Here is a 25,139-nt window from a genome sequence, read left to right on the forward strand (position 1 = left end):
GAATTAGGCGTTGAAATCAAGTGAAAAATTGAAGGCAAAATCGGCAGGGTTGCCGTATAGGTCGGTATCATCCCAACCATTGATATAATAGGCCTGACGCGGCCCCGTAGAAAGCAAAGAAAACGTCCAAGCATTCAGGCCCGACGTCGTAAAGGCCATGTCCGCGAGCTTGAGCGGCTGTTGCACCGTTCCCACCACCCGGACCACTTCATTGGCATCCATCCGAATCGCAATGAAACGCCCCCGGCTCAACATCCGTACAAGCTTCGCGCGTTCGGGTGAGTCTATCGGTATTTGCATCGACAGCGTTTGTTGCCAGCTATCGCCCTGGTTGGACTTGAGGCGAGTTTCGGTATGATTTGATGCCCCCGCCCTAAAACGCATTTCTATCCAAACCGCTCCCTCGTTGGGGACCAACCCGCCAACTGGCAAGCACCCAGCGTAAGCACCAGACCAAACATTTTCGGGTGTAAGAAACCCCGCGACATCGCGTACGTCAATCAAACGTACAAGATCTAAGCCCTGTACGTTGGAGTTGTTAAGTTTGTCAAGTTGTGGTAATTTTTGCATGTTCGGAATGAAGAGGCACAAAGCTAACTAACACACAGTCAAAACAATAGGACGAAACCGCCGACAATCTAGGACGAAACCGTACACACTATTTTTGCTTTTTGTCGATATATCGGGGCGGGGCTTCCTTGCGTTCTACCAAGCCTACATCCGACTTGTACCGCTTCCAGCAGGCGTAGGCCGCGTCCAAATCCCAATCGTCGGGGTTGATGTCGTAGACTTGGAGGAATAGGTCAACGGCGTTCCGTTCCGAGGTATGCACGTAGTACCCACACGTGACGAACGAGCGCATTTTCTCGAAAAACAACTTTTCCAGAATCACCGTCAGGTCGTTGAGGGTTTGCAACGATACGTGCGAATATTCGGCATCATACGGCAACACAATCCTGACCTTTGAGCCCTTGAATTTCTTACGGCTCCTGACCCGCCGATAGGGAATTTTCTCGCAGACCGAAACCACCATCGCCCCGATGAACTGGTTTTGGCTCGCCTTGATATGATCGGCATTGCCGGCATATTCCATCAGCAAAAATTGACGCACATGGCGCGGGACCAGTACTTCAATATACCGCTCTTTTCGAGCATTATCCTGATATACATAAGTGACAGACGGTTCGGCGTGTACGTGTTCGGGCATCCTAAAAAAATGGTTATATTTGAACGCGCATTCAAATACCCAATAACCCGCTAATGAAGAACGATTCGACGTTTCGATAACTACCCTACTTTTAAGTGCCTGTTGACCGACAGGCACTTGCATTTTTTCAATACCTTAATTTACAACTTCTCCCGCGATTTCACAAGTTTTTGCGCGTGTACCTCCGCTAAAACACGAAAAAAAAGTTATTTTTTGTATTTTTTTATTATTGCTAATTAACGTACTGTTAATCAGCGTATTGCGCCAATGTCATTTCCTGAAAATGGCCTTTCAAATTTGTATTTACCCCAAATATTGTTTGTATTTTTTGTATTGGCCGAAAGGCCACCCCGAAAACCCACGAAGTCGAAAAACACTATTTGTATTGTTTATATTTTTATAATACAAAAAATATAAAATTTGTATTTATTATAATCTTTTGACCGTCAACTCTTTAAAGCTTCCTAGATACAAATAATACAAACAATACAAATTTTTTCAGGATATTTAGGGGAGAGGTTGCAAGGAGTCGGCAACGGCCCACAAAAAAGCCCTATAAACAGGGGCTTAATTGCACTTTTTCGTAATTATTTGTATTTTTTGGCACTTATATTGCTTGCGTATATACATCCAATCCGTCTGCTTTATGAAATATAGCGTATATACAGATGTTGTGTGTAACCTTACACAGAACTATGAACAACATTGATTTCTTAACTTAATAAATAATTCAAAATGACAAAGCAAAAACAAAAAGCAATAGTATTGGTTTCAGGTGGACCAGACTCTGCGACATTAATCGGATGGGCTCTAAAACAAAATTATGAGCCGACATTAGTAAATTTTCAATTTGGACTTATGACAGACAGGTCAGAATTAACTGCTGCCAGAGCTGTTGCAAAACATTATGGAATTGGACTTGATGTTATAGATATGAAACAAATAGTGGGTATGCTTGGACACGAGAGACCAACTATTCATTCCGAAGCACACGTAATGAAATTTGGAAGTGCAATTCTTATGTCAATTGCAAGCTGTTACGCTATTCTGAAAAAATGTAGTTATGTGCTCGTAGCATTACACAATCAAGACGCAGAAGAATCACCAGAATATCGTCAACCATTTTTGGATAAAATTAATGAAGCGTTAAATATGTCAACTGAAAGTAATGACATAAAACTACTTGCACCCTTTACCAAAATGGAAAAAGAAGAAGTATTAAAACTCGGTTTCGAGTTAGGAGTACCATTGCATAAAACTTGGAGCTGTATAGTAAGTGACAAAATACAATGCGGGGGCTGTGGTGCTTGTCGAGCAAGACGAAACGCTATGGAAAAAGCAGGCATTAAAGATATAACCAAGTATAAATTCTAAAAAAAGGCTACACACAACATCGTATTGGCAATAGTGGGGCTGATAGTTGTAAATCCAACATTTTTAATTCTATTGAGCATTTTGCAAATCTTGGGCTGACGTTTTTCAAATGCCCCACCATCGCCAATACGTAAACCGTTACTTGCAAGGCTAAAAAAACAATACTAATGGACGACATTTTTAGAAATATTGTAGGAAGTGAAAAAAACAGAAGACAATTTGCTGACAAAGTAAACTCAACAAAATATGACTTAGATGAGTTGCTTTCTGAATTTATGGGAATTTCAATGAAGTTTTACGAAAAGGGGACTTCAAGTGAAGAACAAGCCAAATTTCCTAAAAAAGAAATCACGTTGGAAAAAGATGGTCAAGTAGTGACAGTTCCAATTGCCCTTAATGTTTATGAAGACTTAATAACAATCATAAACACAATGTATCCTTCATTGATTGCACCATTCCACCATTACAATAACTACATAGAATATTATTTAAAAGACTTTTTATGGGATGACATAAAGTATTCAATTAGAGAAGACGAACCTAGAGACTCGAACACTCTTAGACGAACTAAATATCAAATTGAAATCCAAGCAATGTTAATGTCATTAAAAGCTGGATTAGACAGATTTATAATCCTATTTTCATATTACTTCAAAGGGATTTCTCCTTATACAACATTTGGACGATACAAGGAAGACAAAGACAAGTATGAAGGCTTTATGTTTACGGTTGCAGCTAATAAGGACACGGACGAATTAATGAACTTCATTTACGATAATTATTTTGATTGGATTAAAATAGCCGTTGCACCAAGAGACACAATAACCCATTATAATGACTTAGGAATTTATTACGAGTTCAATTCGGAAATTCAAGGCGACATTCCAGTTCATTTCAATGAACGACTAATCAAAGAAAAAGGCAAGGAAAATACTCCTGTCTACATCTATAAACACGACAGCATAAAAGAGTTTACAGAGAGTTGGAAAGTTTTCATCCACAAAGTATTTACGGCACTGATTAAGAAAGAACTTATCACATATTCTCCTAAGTTTTAAATGACAAACGGACATAAAACTAAAATAAGCCCAGCAGGTAACACGGGTTTTGCGTCAGGCGGGGTGACGTGCAACCTTTAGGTTTTGTGCATCTAATGAGATTTAGTAATAACTTGGGCATTTGTGCTTGGAAACCCGCCCGTCGCAAAGCCCTATCCGTTAGCGGTAACCTTTTGACGAGCGTGCAGACTTGAAACACTAGTGCTAATAACAACAGACAAAATATATTCACAAAAGAATGGGGACACTTATACTATCATATCCACCACCGAGAAATTGGCAAGACTTTGAGCAACTGACTAAAGATGTAGCAAAGTATCGTCTTGCAGGAGATTTTGAAAATTATGGCAGACAAGGACAAACGCAAGACGGTGTTGATGTTTACGGTTGGGATAAAGACGACCTTAATACGGGCATACAGTGTAAGCACAAGGGGCATACTCCAAGCACAACAAAAAAAATTGTCACTACAGTTACCACAAATACTATTGATGCAGAGGTTTTACTTGCTGACAGTTTTACGCCAAAACTTGACCGCTTCATTATTGCGACAACAACTTTTAGAGATGTAGATATACAAACACATCTAAACGAATTTAACAACATCAGAAAAGGGAATGGACTTGCGAAAATTGAAATTTGGTTTTGGGAAGCATTTGAGGAGGAGATTAACAAACACTCCGAGTTAGCGTATTTCTACTATGACGAAATTCTCAAAAATTTTAAGGAGTATGACAAAGACATTCACATACTTGCTTTACTTAAAAATTCATTGAGCAGACCTGCATTTAATACCACATTTCACTCGGAGAATAATTGCAGTGATTTCCTAAAAGCTATCTCTGACACGCAAAGAGCGTTTAATACTGGTAGACTATACGACCGTGATGGCAACCTGCTTACATCAGCTTACCCAGCAAAATCACTAAGCAAGCAGGAAGACCGAGACGAAGTTTCCACTATTGAAAAGTTGCTTCAGAAAATTAGAAACTTTACAACAAAAAATTTGAGCGAAGGAAATATTGAGCAACGGGACAACTTTCTATACTTTCCTGATGACTTTCAAAATAAAATAAGCGAAACCTTAAACAAAGACAGAAGCCAAATCATAGACAGTATGAACAAGATTCTAATGAGGCACAGCATTGAAAAAATCCACTCACATTTACGTTAGTAAACTTCAAGGTTACCGACCTCGAATGGACAGTAAGAGTACCGCTAACACGGGTTTTGCATCAGGCGGGCTGACGTGCAAACTTGGAGCTTTGTGCTTCTATTCAAGTTCAGTGCTGGTTGACAGTTTTCTTGTCCGAAACCCGCCCGAACGCAAAGCCCGAAACCGTTAGTGGTAATTACTAGACTGCAAAAGACATGAACTTTAAGGATGAATTTACGGAACTGTTTGAGAAGTTAAAGGATTACAACTCTCATCCTACTGAAAATCTCAGTGAAACTTTTTTATGTGTTGTTAAGGCTGCTTTCGCAAAATGTATTGAATACAATTATTTCATTCAAAGCCACAATTCTGTTGAAAATTCATTTTTTCATACTCCATTTTTAAGAGGAATTTGTGAGGACTTAATAGTTCTCAAGTATCTCAGAAAATACTTTTCATCTGATAAAGATGAGCTATTGCAGGTCTATATGCAATATCTGCTTAAGACCTCAATCGAAGTACAAACAGCATATTTTGGTCAGGTCGCTCCAGACCAGATTTCTCCTAAAAAGGAAAAAATAAGGGAAGAAATTGTTGAGTTAGAAGATAGATTAAAAGCGACAATGCAAAAAAATGGGCTAAACAAAGAGAGAATTTTTCCAAGTGTAGAACATATGGCCATTGACGGAAAATTAAAGCAGCTTTACGACTTCTTTTACCATGCAACATCAAGAATGGTGCATTTTAGTCCAAACATTTTATTGCGAATGGGATGGTACCACACAGACAAAGAGGGCAAATGGGGACCAACTATCTTTTCCTCTACCAATTTTCATAAGTATTATGAACAGTTTAATAAGTTTTATGCTGCGTTATTATTCGTGGAGTTTTCTAAAACATTTAAAACAGAATTGAATTTGGATGCTTCATTTATGAGTATTGTTAAGAAAATAAAGAAATCCTTTTCAGAAGAGAATTTTTATCCTGAACTGGTGACATTTGAAGAGTTGAATATCAAAAGACCTAGCGACTTTTTTAGGGTTTTGAAAAAGGTAATTAGAGAACATGAAAAGTAACTACCGCTAAAACGGGTTTTGCGTCAGGCGGGCTAAAGTGTAAAATTCAATAGGTGGTTTTTCAAATGAACTTTAGTAATAAAACCAGCTTTTGTGCTTCGATTTCCCGCCCGAATGCAAAGCCCCGAAACGTTAGCGGACATGTTAATCCATTCGTCGCGCTCAGCACGTGTCTGGTCTTGCCACATAAAATGCTCTTCGTGAGCCTGTTCTATTACTTCATCGTAATTCATAAAGGATTTGTGTGTTTTTTGAACCCCTCTCCAGGATACGGAGAGGGGCAGGGAGATTAGATGTTTTGACACTGGCGACAATACTGCATCTTACCGCTCTTCACTCTTTCTTCCACCGAGGCAGCGGATCGGTGGGCAATGGTCATGTCGGGAATGATGAGCAGGGAAAAACTGCCAACGGTGACGGCACTCGAAAAATGCACGCGATGCACAACGATTGTGCGCTTTTGGTCGTCAATCCAAACGCTGCCCTCGGTCAGCATTCTGATATGCGAGCTGATTTCGGCTTGTAGTTCAGCCATGATGTCCTAATTTCCTAAAAACATGCCTTTCACTTCCACAGCCTCAATGATAATCAGGTCATCAATGTTGGCACGGCCAATTTTTTGTTGAAATCGGGAAGTACCTTCAAAGCGGCTCAATTGCTTGGCCCGATGGTGGTGGATATTGAGCTTTTTAAGCTCGTTATCCAGAATAAGCCAAAAAACTTTAAGCGAATTTGCATCTACGAGTTGATGAGAAAATCTGGCTTGAATCATTTCAATGGCCGCTTCCTCAAGCTGATTTTTGGCATAATACCACTTTTCGATTCGGATGAAATACTGTTTCATTTTGCTTAGATATTTGATGGTTGAAAATTTAAAAATCGGCTTCTAAAGAATCACTGGGAAAATCATCTTTGGGGGAAGCGGGGGCCTTGGTGTCGGGGGTACGGATGAAAATCATCTCGGCGGTGGTTTGGCGGCGAGTGCCATCTTTTTCTACCACGTCGATGGTGCGCACGATGCGGCCACGCTTGTCGAGTAGTTCGGCAGGATTGTACTCATAGTGGTTGTATTTGCACCACGCGTTGAGCTTCTTAATGAAGGCGTGCGACGTGACCTTGAGGCGCATTTCGCGGTTAAAATCCTCCATTGCGGGGATTTTCTGCACATATTCGTTGAGACGCTTGGACTCATGTGCAAAATAGACATCTGCCCAGGAGCGGAAGTTGTCGCCCATGGCTGAAAGCAGGTTACGTTTGTTGACGTTTTCGACCGGTGGTTGAATCTTACTATCGGTGCTCAGATAGAAAGCCAAGCACTGCGCTAAGAAGTTATGAAAGCGGTTCCATTCCTCGGAATCCCAATCGTCGAAAATACGGCGGCCAAGCTCAGTCCTGGGCGTGCGTACCTCGCGGTACTGCTCGGTATCTTCGTGGTAGTAATCCGAGAAAACCACGTAGATTTTCCTACGCTTGGATGATTGGTCGGTGTAGCGGTCGCCAAAGTTGGTGTCAATCCAAAACTTGCCGTATTCCTCGTACTTGAGGGTGATGGCCCTTTTGTTTTTCGGGTTAACGGTCAGCGACGAAGTGGCAGGCGTGAAAAGCTTCTGAAAATCCTGATACTCGCTCCAGTCCTCAAAATGGATGAGGTCTGTGTCTTTGTCAACGTTCTCGAAAATGTGCGGGTTATCGAAAATTTTCTCGTTCCTGCCGTCCAAAGTCACCTCATTGAGCCACCGATAAAGCGCCTTGGCCAACAGGCCTTTTCCAGCTCCACCGTTGCTTGCTCCTTCCTCACTCATGCGGTAGTCCATGCAGAAAGGCACCCATGTTTTGGTGCTGTCTTTGTAGCGGTGCAGCATGTAGCCTATCACAAAGATTTTGTTGACAAGGGCGAGTTTCTGGTCGGCGATTTCTTCGGGGAGCAACAAGGCTCCATCGAGGCGAAAGCGGTTGTGTTGGCGATACGCCTCGGCCAGTGCGGCATTTTGGTACGAAAGCAAGGTGCTGCGCTCGTGATCGGCGAGGTTATACTTCTCAACGTAGTCATCTTGGCCTTTTCTGTCGAGTGTCCAGAAGTCCAATCGGTCTTCCATGTCGGAGCGCCAATGCACCTTGGAGGTTTGAATTAAGAACTTCAAAAAGTCGCATTCGTAGTCCTTAATGTCGATGTCCCATTCGCCCGAATCGGTCTTTTTGGCCTCAAAAAACGGTGGCAACAGCTTTGGTTTTGAGGTTTGCAAATCGCCTTTTTTGTTGGGTGTTTCGATTCTGATAACCTTCGAGTCCCATACACACACCTCAGGCGTTTTGATTTCTTCTACTTTCCCTGCAGTGACTTTCCAAGTAAGCGACTCATGCTTATTGTTCTTCTCATAACTGAAAAACACGTACTGGAAATCAGGACCGTAGTAACGAAAATCAGGGTTGACAGCCCGAAGGTTGGAAAGGGAGCTGTCGGAAAGTTGCGGCGATCGATATAACACATTTCGCAAATCCTCCACAATCCGTTTGCCGTCTGGGTACGTGTAGGTTTCGAGGAAGGTATGCAGGTGGTTTTTGATTTCGTTGGAGTCCACCTTTTTCACACGGCCGTTTTCGATTCTTACGAAGAAATACCCCTCTTTTTCTTTCTCGCTCAAGAAGCGGCCAAAACCACAATGGCTAAGGAAATTGTACCCATACACGTTGTTGAACTGGTAGCTCATTTGGAGGCGGCCAAATTTCCGCTTCGGGATTCCCTCCTTATCGTAGGCAATTTCAGAGTCCCAAAAACGGAACGGATAGGCGGTTTCGAGCAAGCCTGCGAAGTCTTTTCGACGATAATAACGCAAATAATCGCGCACGTCCTTACACGGAAAACCCCGCCAATCGGTCTTTTCGCGAAGCGAATCGGGTAGCCAAATCGTTTTGATTTCCAGAAACTCAATGGCCAACTTCCGAGCCTCTTCGATACCAGTACCGTCGATGTCGGGCAAATTGTACATTGTTTCGGCAATACCCGTAATCGCCTTATAATCCTCGAAGCTGAACTCGGCCGTTTCGGAGTTGAGCCAAATGACGTTATAGCCGAGGGCCGCTACATTGAGCGCGTCCGAGCCTCCCGTACACAAGATGATTTCCGAAAACCGAACATCCTCCATCTTAATGCTTGATTCGGAAACAGGGCCATTGGGGTTCTTAGCAGCTTTGGCCGCCAGCGCTGCACTGTAGCGAGTTTCGGCCTCGGCCGATGCCTCAGCGTATTTCTTTTGGTGCTGGGCCAAACCGTGAATGAAGCGTTCAGCCTTTTTGCCAATGTATACGAATCGGTACTGCTTTTCATCTTTGGGTTTGTAGAGCTTTTGGAAGTCGCCTTCGTCGAACATGAAAATAGGAAAGCGCTCGTTAGAGCCAAAAATGTGAACCGTTTTGCCATCTTTATCAACTTTAGAAAACCATTTTACGGATTTGAAGTGGTAGTATTGGCAGAGCTGCACCGCGCGGGTTTTTCGGGCTTCGTCGTCTTTGCCCATCGAATACCAAGCGCCATCGGCGAAGATGCTCCGAAGCTCAGCAATGTCGAATTCCTTCAGCTCCCATTTGTATTGGTTGGGTTGTTCGTCGGGGTTGGCGGGGCGGGCGTTATAGTCGGCCGATATGCTCACGCTTGGGCCTTCTACGAGCTTATAAAACTTAGCCACCTCACGCAGGGCCGTGCTGAAATCTTCGTTTTTGAGGTACATGTGGAGGCCTACGGCGTGCATGGCGGGGTCGTCGCTGCCGTGGTCTTTTAGCATCCAGTACCCGTGTTTTTGGTGCTTAAACAGGGATGTTGACGGGGTTTTTTCTTCCCTCAACTGAATTTTCTTGGTGCGGTTTTTGAAACTTTCGGCGGCATCCGGTAGAAGATGAACGATGTATGCTTCGCCGCCGTCAATGGCGAGTACATCAGCTAGTGAAATAGACATAAGGGCTTGAAATCTAATTATTCGACATTGGGAAGGGCATCGGAGTAGGGGCGGCTTTGACACTTACGCCAAGGCATCGCTCTCCATCGGGGTCGGCCAAGTGGGCAGCATAACGAAATGCCGCGCGAAAATTGACCGCCGTGATCGTGTTCTTAACGACCTTCCTAGCGTATCGTAGACGGTATTCAAATTGAGGCATGGCGTTAAGGTTTAGGGAGTTGAACAGGCGTTATGGTGACATCACTTACGGACATATTGGCTGCATTGATGCCTTGAATTTTGTCATGCAGCACTTCCCACACTTGACTTTCACTTTGAGCCTGTATATCACCAGATATGCGTTGGGCAGGGATTAAAATAGTGTACTTGAATCTTTTCATTTTTCTAAGAAGGTTATCCCCGGCTCTCGTTTCGGGCAGCGCCCGAACGAGAGGTTTTTCAACCTAAACCCTTAACCTATTCTACTAATGAACCCTCTACGGGAGCCGGGGGATGAATTGATGTTATTCGCCAAGCTCGTCCAGCATTTTTTCGAGCTTGGTTTTTTCAATGAGATATGCCTTGAGTTGGTCGCGGTGCGGGTACTTGGCAGGCAGGGCGTCGAGGGCATCTTTTACGATGCGCTTACAGGCCCCCATTCCAGAGGCTCCAAACTTCCACGTGAGCTTTTTTAACAGCAGCTCTTCGACTTGCGCCACGCTAGTGGGTGTCATCATGACCACTGTTTTTGGTTTCGGCAGTTGTGTACGGTGTTGCATACAGCTTGAGGTTACGTTTTACCAATCCTACCTGTTCGTACATGAGCTTATAGTTTTTCAAATGACAATACCATTTGCTCATGCTCAACATGTAATCATCGAACCAATCGACAACCTGCACAAGAACCACCACTTCATGAGGAAGCAAAAGGACGGAAACTGTCGTATGCTTAATCAGGCCATCAGGCAGGGCATCCACCACCTTAGTCAGGGTATCAGAAAGAATGATTTCATCCTCTTTCGACAACACAATCACCCTATCTTGGGGAGAAAGTACTAGCACTTTGGCCATATTGACCAGTGCCAGCCATTCAGTACCACGTTGTGTTACGTTAATCATGGCGATGTTCAGTTTTGGATTCAAAAAGCGACATTATGCCCAGCGCAGCCATCAGCACCAGAAACAAAAACACATCAAACAGATTGACGAAAAAGTTATGCAGTGATTTCATGGGCGGGCATGTTTACGGAAGTTGGATAGGTGATTTTTGCCTGTATTACACCGTGAAAAATGAGGTACTTTTCGACATCCATTTTGCACGTGACGGGATGGTATCTAAGGGATAGCTCCTTTTTTTTGCCTTCCATTTTGGCCCATCCCATCGAATAGCCGTTTTGGGTATCGACCCCGCCCAAGACGGTATCTTCGGGCAACGGCATTCCATCTGCTTGACAGAAACGACGGATTAAGAGCCCACCACGCTCAGAATCAATCCAGATAATTAACATTTGATTTGACATTTGCTTAGATAATTGAAGTTGAAAATGAATTACTTATGGTCTTTCTCGTGTGAAATTCGGAAGATAAACGGAGCTGCAACCAGCAGCCCCGCCATCAACAGTATATGGGGTAGGTAAGCGGAAATAATGCTCATTAAGAGGTTTATTTTGAGTGTGAAAACTTCTCTTTCAATTGCTTAGTAGCGGGGTATTTGGGTTCGTAGGCGGCTACGACGCCCATTCGCTCAAGGGATTTAGCGGCGCGTGTTTGGGCAGTTATTGGGGAGGCCGCCGCCAATAATTCCATCGTTGCCACGATACGAGTCATAGCAACCTCGCCAGCTTTACCACGTTTGGCGTTGGAGACTTCATATACGCCAATGCTTTCGTTGAAATAAGAGTCGAATTGACTAAGCCTTTTGGCCAAACGATGCGGGCCGCCACACTTTCCCAACAGGCTATCGAACCTTTTGCGGAGCGCTTCGACCGTTCGCTCAATAGTTGTGTCTTTTCTTGCCATCGGTTTTGTGTTGTGCATTTTTGTCGATACTTTTACCTAGTAACGTTTACTAAGTAGTGATTACTTAGTACAAAAGTATATAAATAATGCACAGGTGCAATAAAATTGCACCAAATAATTTTTTTATGCACATGGATAATTTTGGGGAGCGCTTAAAGAAATTGAGAGAAGACAATAAAATGACGCAACAAGACCTCGCCAACGTGATGGGCAAGGCCAACAAAACGGTGATTTCCAGTTGGGAATTAAACAAGAATCAGCCTTCGATGTCGGAGATAGAAAAGCTATGTGACTACTTCAATGTAAGCACTGATTATTTAATCAGAGGGAAATGCCACTCCGTTTCGAAGCCAAATAGTGAGTACGTGACAATATCAAAAGACGAACTCATAGACCTTCAAAACATTGCCATTGGGAAGTTGAAAGAAGAAGTTCAGAAGCAAAAAGCCAGTGTTGAAAATCTAAAAAATAGCCCAGTGGATACAGATAAGCTATAATTAGGTGTAATGCTGAAAAGCTACTAAACGTATAGATATAATCGAAATAGTTATCAAATGGCATGTATACCATTTAACTCGTCAAAAACCAAATGGCTGAAATACCGCGGCAATAACTCATTTGGAGCGTTTAACGTAGAATAAAAATGCTTCAATTTTGACAAGAAGCTCAATACGAAGAAGCAATTTGACAGTGAATAGGAGGGTGGCAGTTAGGGTGGCAGAAAAATAAATTTTTAACTAATTCATTCACAGAAGTTTATTACTTGCAACAGCTAAGAATACGTAAAATTCGAGTCTCCTCTTCGTCACAAAAAAAACCGCTTTACGGCAACGTAAAGCGGTTTTTTTCATTTTGTCAGTCCCCATTTCAGCAAATCTTTTAAAATCTCCTCCAAGGGGTATTTCAGGAATGAGTTGCTGTTTGGTCCAAACATCTATTGATTTCCTCGCTAAATTCACTGTCGGTCAATTCGCCTTTTTCGTGGCGAAGCGAAAGGCTTCTAAGCCAGCCCTCGCGGGTCTTTTCAATCTCCTCAGGGGCAGGTTTTAAAAAGTACACCGCTAGGTCATCCGACATAAATGAAGGCATTCCATGAGTGTCAACGGTACTAAGACGGCTTTTGCGCTCGATGTATACTTCTGCTTCTTGATGGGATTCGGTTTCTGAATGGACGTCAAAGCGGTGAGGGCCTGGCCATTCTCCAAAAATCAAGCATATTGCTAAGGCGGTAAAGATCAAAGCTAACAGCATAACCTTACAGTTTAAGAGAAAGGCAGAAAAACCAAAGGGTCGATAGCCCCGAACACTTGATTAGTTGTGATTGCAAAAGTCATTTAAGATGCTTTACAAAAATAACAGAAAATTGGCAAAGTTATACTCCACTTCTAACATTATCAATGAGTCTGATTAGATTGATAATCAGCCATAAGACTGAGCCATGTTCCAAACTGTTGTTTTAACAAACTAAGTTTTACTTCAGACTGATATTAGCATCCGTTTTGCGTTTTTTTATCTGCCTTGATTATTTCTGGACAGAAGAACTACTGCTTTATTTCAAACAGCTTTATCAAAAAACTGTCTAACGTTTCAGCTCGTTTGGGGGGATTTTCAATAAACCTTCCGTCGCTTTTTAACAGACAGTTTTCGAGGGGTGCTTCTTTATTTAGGGCTGATTCAATGATTTCACTGACGGCCACTACGTATCCTTCGTACAAAATATCAACTCTAAATCGGGCTTTGACAATGGCCGTAGCAGGAGGATTGATGAGCCACCCGCTCACAACTTCGTGTTGTTGAAGGGTGTCAAAACGAACGTATTCTTTGCCTCCCAATTGCTCTTTGACGGCATCAACGATGATGGGCTCATCCATGTCTTTAATTTCAAATTTCGCGGTCCAGACAATGGTGTGATTTCGGGCAACAAATCGGCCATACGAAAAAGTTTGGGCGTAGGAAACGAGCGGAAAAAGACAAAAGAACAGAAATCGAATAGGCATTTTTACAGGAATGGGATTGATGGCAAAAGAATGACTTGCAACGGGGTTACTCTCTTACGTAAACGATTTTCAAAAGGATAAGTTATATCTTCAAAAACGTAAATTAGTGCCATAAAAACCGATTTTACCTTTGACTAGCGTAAAGTTATTGGGTGTTTGGGCGGCATTTACTGCAAAATTACGGGAGTTTTGTAATTTGCAGAGGAATGAGAAGTTAGATAAATAGAATAGATATGACTGAAGAGGAACAACAAAAAGAATTGGTAGAACGAATTAGAGCGATTAATCATCCAGAGGCTTGCCGTATTTTTTTTAAGGTGCTTCGTGAAATGATTGACGTAGTAAATCTGTCGGAAAATGATTCTAAACTTGGATTTAGCGTTCCTGACACTAAACGCGCGATTGTTGCAAATCTTAATTTTTATGTGGCTTTTGGAATATATCATTACAGGAACAACTTAAGCTATTATATTATTCTGCGCAAAAGTGATTTAGAACGAATCAAGGCCATTGATAAGTTGCAGATTGAAGATCAATTGGCTAAATCTTCTCCTTACTTATTTGGGGTTATTCCTTTTCAGGATGTTCATTTATTACAAAATCCTTTACTGCTTGATTATTGGCAAAAGTGCTTATTGGATGTACGGGAAGATGCTAAGTCTAGTACACGCCATGGTTTTCATAATGTTGTAGTATATAAAGCCGCAATGGATGAAGGTTTTAGAGAGGAACTATTTCGGAAAGCACTAGAAAACAACCAAAAAAGATATTGGGTGTTTCATTCTAATCCCAAAGTATACGATAATAAAAGCCAAATAAAAGAGAATGATATTGTTGAGTTTAGGGTTCAGAAAAATGTGTTAAACAGGATTGAAATTGAAGACAAGGTACTTTTTTGGATTTCTGGAGATGAGGCTGGTGTATATGGTGTTGGAAAAGTTCTTCATAGCCCTTATCTGGACGAAAAATGGAGAGTTGATGTAAAAATACTTGATAAATTGGTGGACTATCCTATTCGTCGGGATGTTATTTTAAAAGACTTGGAATTATCATCTATCAGAGTTTTTGAGAATCCTCAGGGGGTGACTAATGCGGAAATTACGGAGCATCAATACTATAAAATTTTATCACTCTCAGAACAGACTTTGTATCTTGAAGAACCTAAGCCTGAATATAGTGTAGGTATTAAAATCCAAAAACCTCAAATTCCTCTTAATTATGTTTTGTACGGGCCGCCAGGAACGGGCAAAACCTACGAGGTCCAGCAGCTTTGTCGAGTTTATTCACACAAATTTATCACCTTCCATCAATCCTTTAGTTATGAGGAGTTTGTGGAAGGAATTCGCCCCGAAACCATCGGCGACAAAATTAGCTATCGGGTACGGAAAGGGGTTTTTTATGAGGCTTGTTTGGAGGCGCTTCGGAAAGCAGATTACCAAAGTTTTGAAGGTTGCATCACGGATGCGGCCGAAACCCGAAAAGCGAGATTTGACCGTGCTGAACCCGTTTTTATGGTCATCGACGAAATCAACCGTGCCAATATCTCTAAGGTGCTGGGCGAGCTCATCACGCTCATTGAGCCGTCTAAGCGGTTGGGGGCTGAAAATGAGCTGTGGGTTACGTTGCCGTATTCGCAGGAGCGTTTTGGAGTGCCGCCCAATTTGTACATTCTAGGCACAATGAACTCCGCCGACCGTTCCATCGCCCTGTTGGATACGGCCCTGCGCCGACGGTTTCATTTTGCCGAGCGTCAACCCAACGAAACGCTGCTCGAAGGCAGGGTTATTGAAACGACTGATTTAGGGCGACTGTTGCGCGCGCTCAACGAACGCATCGAATTTTTGCACGACCGTGACCACGTTATCGGGCACGCATATTTGATGAACATTGATACATTTGAGCAACTTTGCAAGGCCATGAGAGACCAGATTATTCCGTTGTTGCAGGAGTATTTTTATGATGATTGGCGCAAGATTCAGCTGGTATTGGCCGACAATGACCGTTGGGGTAAACCCACTGATTGTAAGCTAATTCAGGTCAAAAAACAATACACGTCATCGCTTGAACGGGAACTTTTTGGTGAAGACCTTGAAAACGCCGAAAATGTAATAACTTATGAACCGAATCCTGCCTTAGCAGAAGGCCGTTTTGAAGACTTGCCTAAGGACATTTTCAAGTGGATTTATGAGAAATAACCTTATTGCCCGCCAAACTTCTCTCTCTGGGCACATCGTGGCCTTTAGCCGTTTTTTGCGGGCGAGCGGTATTTCCGTTGGGCCTGACCGTGAGGCAGATGCGCTCAAAGCACTGGCCGAAATCAACGTGGGCGACGAAGTACAGTTTTATCTGGCATTGCGCAGTATTTATCCCCAAAACCGCAAACAACTTCGGGAGTTTGACGAGCTGTATGTAAAGTATTGGAAAGAACTTGCCAAAGCTGTTGATTCCAAAATAAAAGAAGACGCCGAAGAGAGCAAATCGAAAAAAAAGAAAAATAACCAAAACGGTGAAGCGTCGTTTGAAGCCCTGAAAAACTGGCTCAGTGGTAACCGCCAACCCGAGCAGGAGGAACTTGCCTCGTATAGTTTGGGCGAGCCGCTTTCACAAAAAGATTTTGGTTCGTATACCGACGAAGATCTGTACGAAGCGCGGAAAATCATCCGGACGTTGGTGCAGCGAATGGCCAAAACCATGAGCCGTCGCTACGAAGCGGCCCGCAGCGGTGGGCAGTTGGATTTGCGGCGCGTACTGCGCAACAACTTTCGGAAAGGTGACGAAATCATTGATTTATTTTACCGTCGTCCTGCCCGCAATAAAATTCGGTTGGTGCTCCTCTGCGACGTGAGCAAATCCATGGAGCTTTACAGCCGTTTTTGGGTGCAGTTTATGTTTGCATTTCAAAATTTGTACCAATCCATCGAAACCTTCGTGTTTAGCACGCGCCTGTGTCGTATTACCGAAGATTTAAAAGAAATGGAGTACACCAAGGCCCTCGAAAATCTGACCGAACGCGTGCCGCATTGGTCGGGGGGGACTGATATTGGAGCCGTTTTGCGCGAGTTTGTGCAAGAATACGCCATGCGTAAGCTCAATTCTCGCACCATTGTGCTCATCATCAGCGACGGTATGGATACGGGCGTAGGCGACGATTTGGCGTTGAATATGGAGCGCATTCGTCGGAAAGCCCGCCGCGTTATTTGGCTCAATCCGCTGGCGGGTTCGCCTGACTATCGCCCCGAAGTGAAGGCGCTTAAAGCGGTGCTGCCGCATTTGGATTTGCACGCGCCCGCCCACAATTTGGAGAGCCTCAAACGGGTGGTGGAGCAGTTGCGATGAATGTTTTTAAAAGGATAAATGTTGAGAAACTATACAAATTTTAGTTAGTACAAATGAACCTTAAAATACTATCCTTCGGGATTGCCAAAGAAATAATCGGTCAGCTCGAATTGTCTGTACAGTTGTCTGACTCAGCAACCGTCGCCGATTTGAAGCAGTTTTTGATTGCTCAATTTCCTGATTTTCAGAAGTTATCTTCGCTACGGGTAGCCGTCAATACCGAATATGCCGACGATTCGACCCTGTTGCATTCCAACGACGAAATCGTGCTCATTCCGCCCGTCAGTGGAGGCTAAAATGCTTTTAAAACCTTGATTGAATTTTTTCATTACTTACCAATACACTGTGAAACTCATTGAATGTCCACGGGATGCCATGCAGGGGCTGACCGATTTTGTTCCCACGGAAACAAAAATAAATTACTTAAATCGCCTGTTGCAGGTAGGTTTCGAAACGCTTGATTTTGGCAGTTTTGTTTCGCCCAAAGCCATTCCGCAGATGCGCGATACGGCGGAGGTGGTCGAAAAATTGGATATGTCTGCTACAAAAACCAAGTTGCTTGCCATCGTCGCCAATCTAAGAGGGGCGCAGGATGCGGCTGTATTTGAGCAGATTACGTATTTAGGTTTTCCATTATCCATCTCCGAAACATTTCAACACAAAAACACAAATAAGACCATTGCGCAAGCGTTTGAGGAAGTGAGCGAAATTCAAAACCTGTGTTTGAACGCCAACAAACAATTGGTCGTGTATCTTTCGATGGGCTTCGGCAATCATTATGGCGACCCGTACAGCCCCGAGCTGGTGGAGCAATTTTCGGAGCGTTTGGTGGGAATGGGCATCAACATCATCGCACCGTCAGACACCATCGGAACTAGTACTACCGATGACATTAAAACGTTGTACGGACATTTGCTCAAAAAATTCCCAAATGTTGAATTTGGGGCGCATCTTCATGCTAAATCGAGCCACGTGGCCAAGAAAGTAAGAGCCGCCTACAAAACGGGCGTCAGGCGCATTGATTGTGCGGTTCGGGGTTTTGGAGGTTGCCCACTGGCCGAAGATAAACTGGTAGGAAATTTGGCTACTGAGCTGGTTGTGAGCGAGTTGAATCAGTTAGAAGCAAAACTTGCCATCGACGAGCAACAACTGGCGCAGGCAATGCTGGCCTCTCAGTACGTTTTTGGTTAAAAAAGGTCAGAAAATTTGTCGTAAAAACACCTTTCTGACCTTTTTCTGGCTAAGCATTGACCGCTTCTTGCGTATTTTTTGGCCGCTTGTAAAGGGGCACAGTGCTGCATGGCTCACCAAACATAAGTGTTTGGGCCACAGGCTGTAATTTCCGCGTTATTTCTACATATGCCGCTGTGGGTACGGGGTGTTTGCTGCACCCTTTTACCACGACACGGGCATCCCGATAGTCTTCTGGATTGATTTGGTTGATGGCATCAAAATAAAGCTTTTCTTCCAAGTCATTCAGGTTTCCAAAAACCACCGAATTGGCGTGCGGCTCCAGATGTAAGGCCAGCAACATATACGCCCACGTGGGGATGATGGCATCTTCTGTACAGGTGATGGCCACGTTTTGGCCCTTATATTGCGCCCAATCGTGGCTCTTCAAAAATTCTCGGAAATCCTTCTCTTTCAGAATCATTCCCATGAAGAGATTCTCTTTCAAGTCGTAAAGTACGCGTGCCCCGGGGTGGTAATAATCTTCTAAATCTAACGTAACGAGGCCGCTTTTGGCAACGCGGTTGATGATTTCTTCCATTTTACTAAATAGTATGCTTTGCACTTAATGCAACACACATTACTGGTCGAAAGTTTGTGAACGCTGGGCATAAATAGCAAATTTGTTGTTCGACAAATGCTACCTTTGCAGCTTATAAAGTTTGGAAGAATGAATTTTAGTGAAGTCTTAGATAAACATTCTATTTTTAACGTTGTCGCTCAATCTGCCAAAGACCTTGGAGTAGACGCCTATGTGATAGGAGGTTATGTACGTGATTTAATTTTAAAGCGTCCTTCCAAAGACATCGACATTGTATCAATCGGGAGTGGCATCGCATTGGCGGAGGCGGTCGCCAAAAAGCTTGGCGTGCACGTGAATGTGTATAAGAACTTCGGTACTGCGCAGTTACGGGTGGATGATTTAGACATTGAATTTGTGGGTGCACGGCGCGAATCTTACCGTACAGAATCCCGCAAACCAATAGTGGAAGACGGCACCCTGCACGACGACCAAAATCGACGGGATTTTACCATCAATGCCATGGGTATCAGCCTGAATGCTGACAACTATGGCGAGTTGATTGACCCTTTCAACGGTATTGACGACTTGCGTCGAAAACTCATTCGCACACCGCTTGACCCCGAAATTACCTTCTCTGACGACCCACTGCGCATGATGCGGGCGGTGCGTTTTGCGACTCAACTGAATTTTGACATTGAACCCGATACCTTTGATGGTCTGGTCAAAACCGCCGAGCGCATTGATATTATTTCTAAAGAGAGAATCAACGACGAACTTAACAAAATCATCTTGTCGGCGGTGCCTTCCTACGGCTTTAAATTGTTGCACCAAGCAGGTATTTTAAAGCGAATATTCCCAGAGTTTGTAGAATTGCAAGGGGCTGAATATCAGGACGGAAAAGGCCATAAAGATAATTTTTATCATACATTACAAGTATTGGATAATATTTCCAAACATACCGACGACCTGTGGCTGCGTTGGGCGGCCATCATGCACGATATTGCCAAGCCCGCCACCAAGCGTTTTGATAAAAAAGTGGGCTGGACCTTCCACGGTCACGAAGATTTGGGTGCACGCTTTACGCCGCGTATTTTTCGTCAAATGAAACTGCCGATGAACGAAAACATGCGTTTTGTTCAAAAACTCGTTCGGCTTCACTTGCGGCCCATCGCGCTGTCGAAAGAGACCATTTCTGATTCCGCATTGCGGCGGTTATTGTTTGATGCAGGTGCCGATTTGGAGGCGTTGATGACCCTTTGTCGGGCCGATATAACTTCCAAAAACCCCGAAAAAGTCAAAAAACACCTGTCGAATTTCGACAAAGTTGAACAAAAACTCTACGACCTCGAAGCCCGCGACCAAATACGAAATTTTCAGCCCGTCATAACGGGAGAGGTTATTATGGAAGCCTTTGGCCTGAAACCTTCCGCCGAAGTCGGAGTCATTAAAACGGCGGTACGTGAGGCGATTTTGGATGGGATTATCCCCAATGTTTTCGAGCCTGCCTACGCATTTATGCTCCAAGAAGGCAAAAAAATGGGATTGACACCCGTGGTTTCTTAACCATTTAACTTGATTTTACGATGGGCATTTCGTCGATGCCCAAAGTAGTCAGCGTGGGGTTTAATGTATAGGGCGTAATGGTTATTTTGAATACTTTATGACCCGCTACGTCGAAGTCACACGTGTATTTTCCTTTGGCCTGCAAACTCCGATACACCGCCGAATAATTGATTTTGAGCGGCCAACCATTTAGGGCTAATTGGGACGATATATTTTCAATGGTTTTCTTCAGATTTGAAAAATAGGTAACAAACGGTTCGCGCTGGCGTAAATTATTGAGCGAGCCGATGTAGGTGATGCGCACTTCGTAAATGGTTTGTTGGAGCATTTTCCGTGATTTTTTGTCAAAAATTTGAGTTGAATCAAGTTTTTGCAATTTTATGAAAAACTATTTGATTATTTTTCAAGGGCTAAACTTTTTTACCTGCTTCGTCGTTTTAACTTTAATTGCATAAAAAAGTAAAAAGCCGTTGGTCTCCCAGCGGCTTTTTCATTATATGAAACTTCCGTTTTCTCTCCTAGATTTTTTTCTTTCCATTTCGGCTTCCTTCATTTCTGACACGCCTATAACTTGGCCTTTTTTTATATCCAGTCCCAACCTTTTCGATAGTCGCGTGACAATAAATCATTTGCTTCGCCGTCGTGACGGAATTTTTCCTTTTTTGGGTTCCAGTGTAACTCCCGCCCCAGACGCCACGAAATAAGTCCCAGGTGCATAGGTAGTGTCATTTGACGGGCGTATTCAAGGTTAGATTCGGGTTGCGTACGGGTCTTGACGGCGTTTACAAAATTTTGCTGATGCCCAGGCGACCGCTTAATGCTGAGGGGAACGGTTTCGACATCGTTCATGAGCATTCCGCCGATGTTAATTTCGCGGGTGTTATAATCACAGAGAAGCGTGCCTTTATCCCCTTCAAAATAGGCACCAATGCCCCGATTGGCTGCTCCTGGCACGTTGGGTGGGGTGGTAGTCCAGTGAATTTTGAGATTGTCGAACTGATAATCAATATCAATCCATTTGGGGGTGTCGCCAATCCCCTCTCCAACTTCTCCTTTGGCGCTGACGGTAGTAAGATTTTGGGGATTGATGGCCCACCAGACCACATCGGCAATGTGACTCCAAAAATCCTGATACACCCCTCCTGAATAATCCAGAAAATAGCGATAATTGAAATGACACCGCTCGGGCGTGTATTTTGAATAAGGGGCTGGCCCGAGCCAAAAATCCCAATTGAGCGTAGAGGGTGGTTCTTGATAGTTGGCTGGCCCTAGTACGGGCGGCGCTCCGGGTTTCCAAAGTCGCACGGTATGAACATTGCCAATAGCTCCCGAACGAATGATTTCAACGACGCGGTGGTAGTTGTCTCCTGCGTGGATTTGGGTGCCCAACTGAAAAATTCGGTCGTGGCGTTTGAGCGATTTAAGCATTTTTTGCCCTTCACGCACGCTGTACGAAAGCGGTTTTTCGCCGTACACATCTTTTCCCGCTTCAAACGCCAATATCGCTACTTGGGCGTGCCAATGGTCGGGCGTTGCGCAGGTGATGGCGTCAATGTCCTTGCGTTCTAAAATTCGTCGAAAATCGCTGTATAATTGGACTTTTGCGTCGGGTTGTAAACCCAACAAGGTTTTTTGAGCGGTGGCTAAATGCGTTTCGTCTAAGTCGCACAGCGCCGCTACTTCTACTTCTGGCAACCCTGCAAACCATTTCAGGTGTTGCGTTCCCATACCACCCAATCCGATGTGGGCTACCCGCAAGCGGTCGCTGGGGGCTACTTTACGCGTAAAACCCGTCAGAAATGGAAGGCTGAGGGCGGCAGCACTGCTCTGTTTTAAAAAACGGCGTCGATTCAGAAGGTGGCTCATACGTTGGATGAAGGTTTATTCCAAAAGCGTAAAATGCGCTGATTCTCACCGTAAACTGGCAAGAAGAAAAAAGTTTTAAGCCTCCGAATAAGAAAGTCAGAGGGCTTATATGAGTTGCAGAAGCCTAAAAAAATACCCTTTAACCCTAAATGGCCCCTTTTTTATTCAAAAGTCAGTACCTAACTTGCGTTTACATTATGAATTAACCCAAACGTCTGAACGATATGCCACAAAAGTTATCTCCGATTAGTAAGCCATCCGAATTGGTCGCGTCAGTACAGGAAAAAAATCTGGTTATTGTGGACGCACGGGCAGGAGCTGGAGCAAAAGAAAGATACGCCGCCGGCCATTTAGAAGGAGCATTGTTTGTTGATTTGGAAAAACAATTGGCCAATGTGCCAGCAGATGCCTCAAAAGGAGGCCGCCATCCATTGCCTGACCTTACGCAATTTGCGCAAGTGTTGACCCAACTTGGCATCGGGCCCGACACGCACGTTGTAGTGTACGATGACAAAAACGGGGGAAATGCGGCCGCTCGTTTTTGGTGGATGCTGAAAGCCATCGGCCACGAAAATATACAAGTGCTCGACGGCGGGTTGGATGCGGCCGTAAAGGCTGGATTCCCTGTCAGCTCAGGAGAAGAGACGCCGACTACTCCCGAAAAAACCTATGAAACACTGCAATGGATGTTGCCGTTGTCGGACATCAATGAGGTGGAAAAAGTAGCTAATGATGCTGATTATCTGGTGATTGATGTGCGTGATAAAGACCGTTTTGACGGAAAAGTTGAACCCATTGATTTGATTGCGGGGCACATTCCGGGTGCGGCCAATATCCCTTTTACGAGCAATTTGGACGCGAATGGATTTTTTCTTTCACCCGCCGAACTGAAAGAAAAATACACAGAAGCCTTGAATGGAAGAGACGCCCAGCATGTCATCGTTCATTGCGGCTCGGGCGTGACCGCCTGTCATACGTTGCTTGCCATGGCCTATGCTGAAATGGAGATTCCCAAACTCTACGTGGGTTCGTGGAGCGAATGGTCAAGAACCGACCGTCCGATGTTTACTTTGTCGAAAGATTAGACACAAGTATTGTAAAAACTAAAAATCCCTCTTTCGGCAGTCTTACCGAAAGAGGGATTTTATATGTCACAAATCAGACGAATTATTCCCAAACTATCTCAATTACTTCGCTTTTTAGGTCAATGGTGGTGTGAGTTTCACCTTCCTGCCGTTGAATCGTCAGTTGGCCGTCGCGGAGGCGTACCACCTCCTGTGTTAGCACATGCATTGAATTCTTTTTGTGGAAAACGGAAACCATATCGCTGGTTCCGGGCAGTTTGAGGGTGTGCGATGTGCCAGATGCTTTTATTTCCCGCGCGTAGGTGGTGCCAGATTCGGCAGGATTTTGGAGCAACGCCAATGCCCGCGAAGCCAACGGGACCCCGTAACCGACAAAATTATTTCCGTAGGGATACAAATGTGCTGATTTCTCAATGAGATTGATGAGTTGTTTGTTGGTCAATGTTGGATTGGCCTGCATCAAACACGCCGCAAAGCCCGTAATAACGGGTGCCGACAATGACGTGCCGTATAACGAAAAGCAGGAAACATTGGGCTTTAGATAAGGCAAAAACTCTGGTCCGATGCTGCTGTAACCAATGCGGTTCCAATACCGCTGATTGGTAGCGCCGATGGCCAACACACCTTGCGCGTCGGCGGGAGTGGAAATGATGCGCCAGCTTGGGTCGTCGCCTTCATTGCCAGCGGATACGATTACTAAGATACCTTTTTTGTCGGCCGCCATTTGCGCCGCCTGACTGATGATGCTCGTTTTGCCATCCATTTGGTTGATTTGATAATTCTCGTTGGGGTCGGTAAACCCTTGGGCGTAGCCCAATGAGGTATTAATCAAACGTACGCCAAGGCTGTCCATCCACTCCATTGCGGCTACCCAGTTGTCTTCCTCGCCGCGAAATTCGCGGGTTCCGTGGTCGGTGCGGGCAAGGTAAAACTGTGATTCGGTTGCTAAGCCGTTTTGGGCACTTTCGGAGCGATTGGCCCCCGAAATGGCGCTCATCACTTCGGTTCCGTGAAAGTCAGAGAAGGTTTCGGCGGTGGTATAAAATTTATCAGAATACGTTAACGGTGGGTTAACATAGTCACGCTTATCCAAGATGGCCTTGCGGTCAAAAATATGTTTTAGGAGATTATTGGTGGGAGCTTCCAGAAATCCCGCGTCAATGACGCCGATGGTGATTCCTTTTCCGTTCAGGCCCGCTTTTTTAAATTCGTCGGCTTGGACCTGCGTCATGACGGGGGCCATCGCAGAGCGACGATTGGGCTGGGTTTTAGCAATGTAAAATTGGCCGTTGATGGGTTGGACTTTACTGACAAAAGGAAGCGACTGAACGGCTTGCAATTGCTCAGCAGTAAGGCGAGCCGAAACGGCATTGAACCAGCGAGAAATGTTTAATGTTTGACAATCAGCTGCTTGTAGCTGCTGAAGATATTTTTTCTTTACGGGCAAATCCGTTTCATCAAATAAAGTAAGCCCTTGTTGGAGACGATTTTGCAGCGTTTTTGGCGAAATTGCTGGCGCATCGGTCGTATTTTTATCTTTCAGAAAAATCCAGTACTTTGTCTGAGAATATGCAGCGACGGTGCTCCACGTCCAAAACAGCAATAAATAACCGTTCCGAATATTCATAATGTAGTTTAGTGTTAAGTTAAGAAACATAATTTACGTTTTTAGATAACATAAATTGTCAACGAAGTAACAAAAAAAGTCTAAATTTTCCTT

29 protein-coding genes are annotated in these 25,139 nt (G+C 44.1%); 11 read left to right on the forward strand and 18 right to left on the reverse strand.

The window, feature by feature from the left end:
• Positions 1-3: 3 nt before the first annotated feature.
• Complete coding sequence (locus tag NCI00_RS18655) at positions 4-570, reverse strand: hypothetical protein (protein WP_253530029.1); 567 nt, start codon at positions 568-570, stop codon at positions 4-6.
• Positions 571-658: 88 nt separating this feature from the next.
• A complete protein-coding gene (locus NCI00_RS18660; protein ID WP_253530030.1) occupies positions 659-1,207 on the reverse strand; it encodes a hypothetical protein in 549 nt (182 codons plus the stop codon).
• Positions 1,208-1,942: 735 nt separating this feature from the next.
• Between NCI00_RS18660 and NCI00_RS18665 the strand changes: the two genes are divergently transcribed.
• The 4 genes from NCI00_RS18665 to NCI00_RS18680 all read left to right on the forward strand — a co-directional run bounded on the left by NCI00_RS18665 (position 1,943) and on the right by NCI00_RS18680 (position 5,871).
• Complete coding sequence (locus tag NCI00_RS18665; RefSeq protein WP_253530031.1) at positions 1,943-2,581, forward strand: 7-cyano-7-deazaguanine synthase; 639 nt, start codon at positions 1,943-1,945, stop codon at positions 2,579-2,581.
• A 167-nt stretch (positions 2,582-2,748) separates the two neighbouring features.
• Entirely contained in the window at positions 2,749-3,639 is an 891-nt protein-coding gene (locus NCI00_RS18670) for a hypothetical protein (protein ID WP_253530032.1), read from the forward strand.
• A gap of 238 nt (positions 3,640-3,877) precedes the next feature.
• Positions 3,878-4,813, forward strand: coding sequence for a hypothetical protein (locus NCI00_RS18675; protein WP_253530033.1), 936 nt, complete (start codon positions 3,878-3,880; stop codon positions 4,811-4,813).
• Between the two features lie 197 nt (positions 4,814-5,010).
• Entirely contained in the window at positions 5,011-5,871 is an 861-nt protein-coding gene (locus NCI00_RS18680) for a DUF5677 domain-containing protein (protein WP_253530034.1), read from the forward strand.
• A 32-nt stretch (positions 5,872-5,903) separates the two neighbouring features.
• Here the strand turns inward: NCI00_RS18680 and NCI00_RS18685 are convergent, their stop codons facing one another.
• The 10 genes from NCI00_RS18685 to NCI00_RS18730 all read right to left on the reverse strand — a co-directional run bounded on the left by NCI00_RS18685 (position 5,904) and on the right by NCI00_RS18730 (position 11,819).
• Positions 5,904-6,104 carry a hypothetical protein gene (locus NCI00_RS18685; protein ID WP_253530035.1) on the reverse strand — a complete coding sequence of 67 codons (201 nt, stop codon included), beginning with the start codon at positions 6,102-6,104 and terminating at the stop codon, positions 5,904-5,906.
• Positions 6,105-6,160: 56 nt separating this feature from the next.
• The gene (locus NCI00_RS18690; RefSeq protein ID WP_253530036.1) at positions 6,161-6,406 is read right to left on the reverse strand and encodes a hypothetical protein; all 246 of its coding nucleotides are present in this window, start codon (positions 6,404-6,406) and stop codon (positions 6,161-6,163) included.
• Between the two features lie 6 nt (positions 6,407-6,412).
• The gene (locus tag NCI00_RS18695; RefSeq protein WP_253530038.1) at positions 6,413-6,715 is read right to left on the reverse strand and encodes a hypothetical protein; all 303 of its coding nucleotides are present in this window, start codon (positions 6,713-6,715) and stop codon (positions 6,413-6,415) included.
• 28 nt (positions 6,716-6,743) lie between these two features.
• Positions 6,744-9,821 carry a hypothetical protein gene (locus NCI00_RS18700; protein ID WP_253530040.1) on the reverse strand — a complete coding sequence of 1,026 codons (3,078 nt, stop codon included), beginning with the start codon at positions 9,819-9,821 and terminating at the stop codon, positions 6,744-6,746.
• 13 nt (positions 9,822-9,834) lie between these two features.
• A complete protein-coding gene (locus tag NCI00_RS18705; RefSeq protein WP_253530042.1) occupies positions 9,835-10,020 on the reverse strand; it encodes a hypothetical protein in 186 nt (61 codons plus the stop codon).
• 4 nt (positions 10,021-10,024) lie between these two features.
• A complete protein-coding gene (locus NCI00_RS18710) occupies positions 10,025-10,201 on the reverse strand; it encodes a hypothetical protein (protein ID WP_253530044.1) in 177 nt (58 codons plus the stop codon).
• 123 nt (positions 10,202-10,324) lie between these two features.
• A complete protein-coding gene (locus NCI00_RS18715; RefSeq protein WP_253530046.1) occupies positions 10,325-10,537 on the reverse strand; it encodes a hypothetical protein in 213 nt (70 codons plus the stop codon).
• Positions 10,521-10,919 carry a hypothetical protein gene (locus NCI00_RS18720; protein WP_253530048.1) on the reverse strand — a complete coding sequence of 133 codons (399 nt, stop codon included), beginning with the start codon at positions 10,917-10,919 and terminating at the stop codon, positions 10,521-10,523. The genes NCI00_RS18715 and NCI00_RS18720 overlap by 17 nt, the downstream gene beginning before the upstream one ends.
• Positions 10,920-11,014: 95 nt before the next feature.
• Entirely contained in the window at positions 11,015-11,308 is a 294-nt protein-coding gene (locus NCI00_RS18725; protein ID WP_253530050.1) for a hypothetical protein, read from the reverse strand.
• A 154-nt stretch (positions 11,309-11,462) separates the two neighbouring features.
• Complete coding sequence (locus NCI00_RS18730; RefSeq protein WP_253530052.1) at positions 11,463-11,819, reverse strand: hypothetical protein; 357 nt, start codon at positions 11,817-11,819, stop codon at positions 11,463-11,465.
• A gap of 131 nt (positions 11,820-11,950) precedes the next feature.
• On the opposite strand from NCI00_RS18730, the gene NCI00_RS18735 reads away from it, so the two are divergent.
• Positions 11,951-12,316, forward strand: a complete 366-nt coding sequence (locus NCI00_RS18735) for a helix-turn-helix domain-containing protein (protein WP_253530054.1) — start codon at positions 11,951-11,953, stop codon at positions 12,314-12,316.
• 406 nt (positions 12,317-12,722) lie between these two features.
• Here NCI00_RS18735 and NCI00_RS18740 read toward each other — a convergent pair whose 3' ends face one another.
• Positions 12,723-13,070, reverse strand: a complete 348-nt coding sequence (locus tag NCI00_RS18740) for a hypothetical protein (protein ID WP_253530056.1) — start codon at positions 13,068-13,070, stop codon at positions 12,723-12,725.
• A 290-nt stretch (positions 13,071-13,360) separates the two neighbouring features.
• Complete coding sequence (locus NCI00_RS18745; protein ID WP_253530058.1) at positions 13,361-13,816, reverse strand: hypothetical protein; 456 nt, start codon at positions 13,814-13,816, stop codon at positions 13,361-13,363.
• Between the two features lie 233 nt (positions 13,817-14,049).
• Between NCI00_RS18745 and NCI00_RS18750 the strand changes: the two genes are divergently transcribed.
• Genes NCI00_RS18750 through NCI00_RS18765 form a run of 4 tightly spaced genes read left to right on the forward strand, consistent with a single transcriptional unit; the run spans position 14,050 to position 18,343 of the window.
• A complete protein-coding gene (locus NCI00_RS18750) occupies positions 14,050-16,011 on the forward strand; it encodes an McrB family protein (RefSeq protein WP_253530060.1) in 1,962 nt (653 codons plus the stop codon).
• Complete coding sequence (locus NCI00_RS18755) at positions 16,001-17,152, forward strand: vWA domain-containing protein (RefSeq protein WP_253530062.1); 1,152 nt, start codon at positions 16,001-16,003, stop codon at positions 17,150-17,152. The genes NCI00_RS18750 and NCI00_RS18755 overlap by 11 nt, the downstream gene beginning before the upstream one ends.
• 53 nt (positions 17,153-17,205) lie before the next feature.
• Positions 17,206-17,448 carry a MoaD/ThiS family protein gene (locus NCI00_RS18760; RefSeq protein WP_253530065.1) on the forward strand — a complete coding sequence of 81 codons (243 nt, stop codon included), beginning with the start codon at positions 17,206-17,208 and terminating at the stop codon, positions 17,446-17,448.
• A 49-nt stretch (positions 17,449-17,497) separates the two neighbouring features.
• The gene (locus NCI00_RS18765; protein WP_253530066.1) at positions 17,498-18,343 is read left to right on the forward strand and encodes a hydroxymethylglutaryl-CoA lyase-like TIM-barrel protein; all 846 of its coding nucleotides are present in this window, start codon (positions 17,498-17,500) and stop codon (positions 18,341-18,343) included.
• Positions 18,344-18,392: 49 nt separating this feature from the next.
• On the opposite strand, the gene NCI00_RS18770 is transcribed toward NCI00_RS18765, so the two are convergent.
• Entirely contained in the window at positions 18,393-18,923 is a 531-nt protein-coding gene (locus NCI00_RS18770) for a DUF2480 family protein (RefSeq protein ID WP_253530067.1), read from the reverse strand.
• A gap of 129 nt (positions 18,924-19,052) precedes the next feature.
• On the opposite strand from NCI00_RS18770, the gene NCI00_RS18775 reads away from it, so the two are divergent.
• On the forward strand, positions 19,053-20,468 hold the full coding sequence (locus NCI00_RS18775; RefSeq protein ID WP_253530069.1) for a CCA tRNA nucleotidyltransferase: 1,416 nt from the start codon (positions 19,053-19,055) through the stop codon (positions 20,466-20,468).
• 4 nt (positions 20,469-20,472) lie between these two features.
• Here NCI00_RS18775 and NCI00_RS18780 read toward each other — a convergent pair whose 3' ends face one another.
• Positions 20,473-20,796: a hypothetical protein gene (locus NCI00_RS18780; RefSeq protein WP_253530070.1), complete on the reverse strand. Its 324-nt coding sequence runs from the start codon at positions 20,794-20,796 to the stop codon at positions 20,473-20,475.
• A 254-nt stretch (positions 20,797-21,050) separates the two neighbouring features.
• Entirely contained in the window at positions 21,051-22,334 is a 1,284-nt protein-coding gene (locus tag NCI00_RS18785; RefSeq protein ID WP_253530071.1) for a Gfo/Idh/MocA family protein, read from the reverse strand.
• A 224-nt stretch (positions 22,335-22,558) separates the two neighbouring features.
• On the opposite strand from NCI00_RS18785, the gene NCI00_RS18790 reads away from it, so the two are divergent.
• Entirely contained in the window at positions 22,559-23,419 is an 861-nt protein-coding gene (locus NCI00_RS18790; RefSeq protein ID WP_253530072.1) for a sulfurtransferase, read from the forward strand.
• A gap of 82 nt (positions 23,420-23,501) precedes the next feature.
• Here NCI00_RS18790 and NCI00_RS18795 read toward each other — a convergent pair whose 3' ends face one another.
• A complete protein-coding gene (locus NCI00_RS18795; protein WP_253530075.1) occupies positions 23,502-25,046 on the reverse strand; it encodes a S8 family serine peptidase in 1,545 nt (514 codons plus the stop codon).
• Between the last annotated feature and the right edge of the window lie 93 nt (positions 25,047-25,139).

It is taken from the genome of Runella salmonicolor (genome assembly GCF_024158025.1).
GTDB lineage: Bacteria > Bacteroidota > Bacteroidia > Cytophagales > Spirosomataceae > Runella > Runella salmonicolor.

What these genes read in the sequence shown, in the direction of transcription:
- NCI00_RS18755 (WP_253530062.1), top strand. Translation starts at nt 16,001, where the DNA reads ATGAGAAATAACCTTATTGCCCGCCAAACTTCTCTCTCTGGGCACATC.
- NCI00_RS18675 (WP_253530033.1), top strand. Translation starts at nt 3,878, where the DNA reads ATGGGGACACTTATACTATCATATCCACCACCGAGAAATTGGCAAGAC.
- NCI00_RS18700 (WP_253530040.1), bottom strand. Translation starts at nt 9,821, where the DNA reads ATGTCTATTTCACTAGCTGATGTACTCGCCATTGACGGCGGCGAAGCA.
- NCI00_RS18795 (WP_253530075.1), bottom strand. Translation starts at nt 25,046, where the DNA reads ATGAATATTCGGAACGGTTATTTATTGCTGTTTTGGACGTGGAGCACC.
- NCI00_RS18750 (WP_253530060.1), top strand. Translation starts at nt 14,050, where the DNA reads ATGACTGAAGAGGAACAACAAAAAGAATTGGTAGAACGAATTAGAGCG.
- NCI00_RS18790 (WP_253530072.1), top strand. Translation starts at nt 22,559, where the DNA reads ATGCCACAAAAGTTATCTCCGATTAGTAAGCCATCCGAATTGGTCGCG.
- NCI00_RS18710 (WP_253530044.1), bottom strand. Translation starts at nt 10,201, where the DNA reads ATGAAAAGATTCAAGTACACTATTTTAATCCCTGCCCAACGCATATCT.
- NCI00_RS18780 (WP_253530070.1), bottom strand. Translation starts at nt 20,796, where the DNA reads ATGCTCCAACAAACCATTTACGAAGTGCGCATCACCTACATCGGCTCG.
- NCI00_RS18705 (WP_253530042.1), bottom strand. Translation starts at nt 10,020, where the DNA reads ATGCCTCAATTTGAATACCGTCTACGATACGCTAGGAAGGTCGTTAAG.
- NCI00_RS18685 (WP_253530035.1), bottom strand. Translation starts at nt 6,104, where the DNA reads ATGAATTACGATGAAGTAATAGAACAGGCTCACGAAGAGCATTTTATG.
- NCI00_RS18665 (WP_253530031.1), top strand. Translation starts at nt 1,943, where the DNA reads ATGACAAAGCAAAAACAAAAAGCAATAGTATTGGTTTCAGGTGGACCA.
- NCI00_RS18715 (WP_253530046.1), bottom strand. Translation starts at nt 10,537, where the DNA reads ATGATGACACCCACTAGCGTGGCGCAAGTCGAAGAGCTGCTGTTAAAA.
- NCI00_RS18745 (WP_253530058.1), bottom strand. Translation starts at nt 13,816, where the DNA reads ATGCCTATTCGATTTCTGTTCTTTTGTCTTTTTCCGCTCGTTTCCTAC.
- NCI00_RS18730 (WP_253530052.1), bottom strand. Translation starts at nt 11,819, where the DNA reads ATGGCAAGAAAAGACACAACTATTGAGCGAACGGTCGAAGCGCTCCGC.
- NCI00_RS18760 (WP_253530065.1), top strand. Translation starts at nt 17,206, where the DNA reads ATGAACCTTAAAATACTATCCTTCGGGATTGCCAAAGAAATAATCGGT.
- NCI00_RS18695 (WP_253530038.1), bottom strand. Translation starts at nt 6,715, where the DNA reads ATGAAACAGTATTTCATCCGAATCGAAAAGTGGTATTATGCCAAAAAT.
- NCI00_RS18785 (WP_253530071.1), bottom strand. Translation starts at nt 22,334, where the DNA reads ATGAGCCACCTTCTGAATCGACGCCGTTTTTTAAAACAGAGCAGTGCT.
- NCI00_RS18655 (WP_253530029.1), bottom strand. Translation starts at nt 570, where the DNA reads ATGCAAAAATTACCACAACTTGACAAACTTAACAACTCCAACGTACAG.
- NCI00_RS18670 (WP_253530032.1), top strand. Translation starts at nt 2,749, where the DNA reads ATGGACGACATTTTTAGAAATATTGTAGGAAGTGAAAAAAACAGAAGA.
- NCI00_RS18725 (WP_253530050.1), bottom strand. Translation starts at nt 11,308, where the DNA reads ATGTTAATTATCTGGATTGATTCTGAGCGTGGTGGGCTCTTAATCCGT.
- NCI00_RS18740 (WP_253530056.1), bottom strand. Translation starts at nt 13,070, where the DNA reads ATGCTGTTAGCTTTGATCTTTACCGCCTTAGCAATATGCTTGATTTTT.
- NCI00_RS18770 (WP_253530067.1), bottom strand. Translation starts at nt 18,923, where the DNA reads ATGGAAGAAATCATCAACCGCGTTGCCAAAAGCGGCCTCGTTACGTTA.
- NCI00_RS18660 (WP_253530030.1), bottom strand. Translation starts at nt 1,207, where the DNA reads ATGCCCGAACACGTACACGCCGAACCGTCTGTCACTTATGTATATCAG.
- NCI00_RS18690 (WP_253530036.1), bottom strand. Translation starts at nt 6,406, where the DNA reads ATGGCTGAACTACAAGCCGAAATCAGCTCGCATATCAGAATGCTGACC.
- NCI00_RS18775 (WP_253530069.1), top strand. Translation starts at nt 19,053, where the DNA reads ATGAATTTTAGTGAAGTCTTAGATAAACATTCTATTTTTAACGTTGTC.
- NCI00_RS18720 (WP_253530048.1), bottom strand. Translation starts at nt 10,919, where the DNA reads ATGATTAACGTAACACAACGTGGTACTGAATGGCTGGCACTGGTCAAT.
- NCI00_RS18735 (WP_253530054.1), top strand. Translation starts at nt 11,951, where the DNA reads ATGGATAATTTTGGGGAGCGCTTAAAGAAATTGAGAGAAGACAATAAA.
- NCI00_RS18680 (WP_253530034.1), top strand. Translation starts at nt 5,011, where the DNA reads ATGAACTTTAAGGATGAATTTACGGAACTGTTTGAGAAGTTAAAGGAT.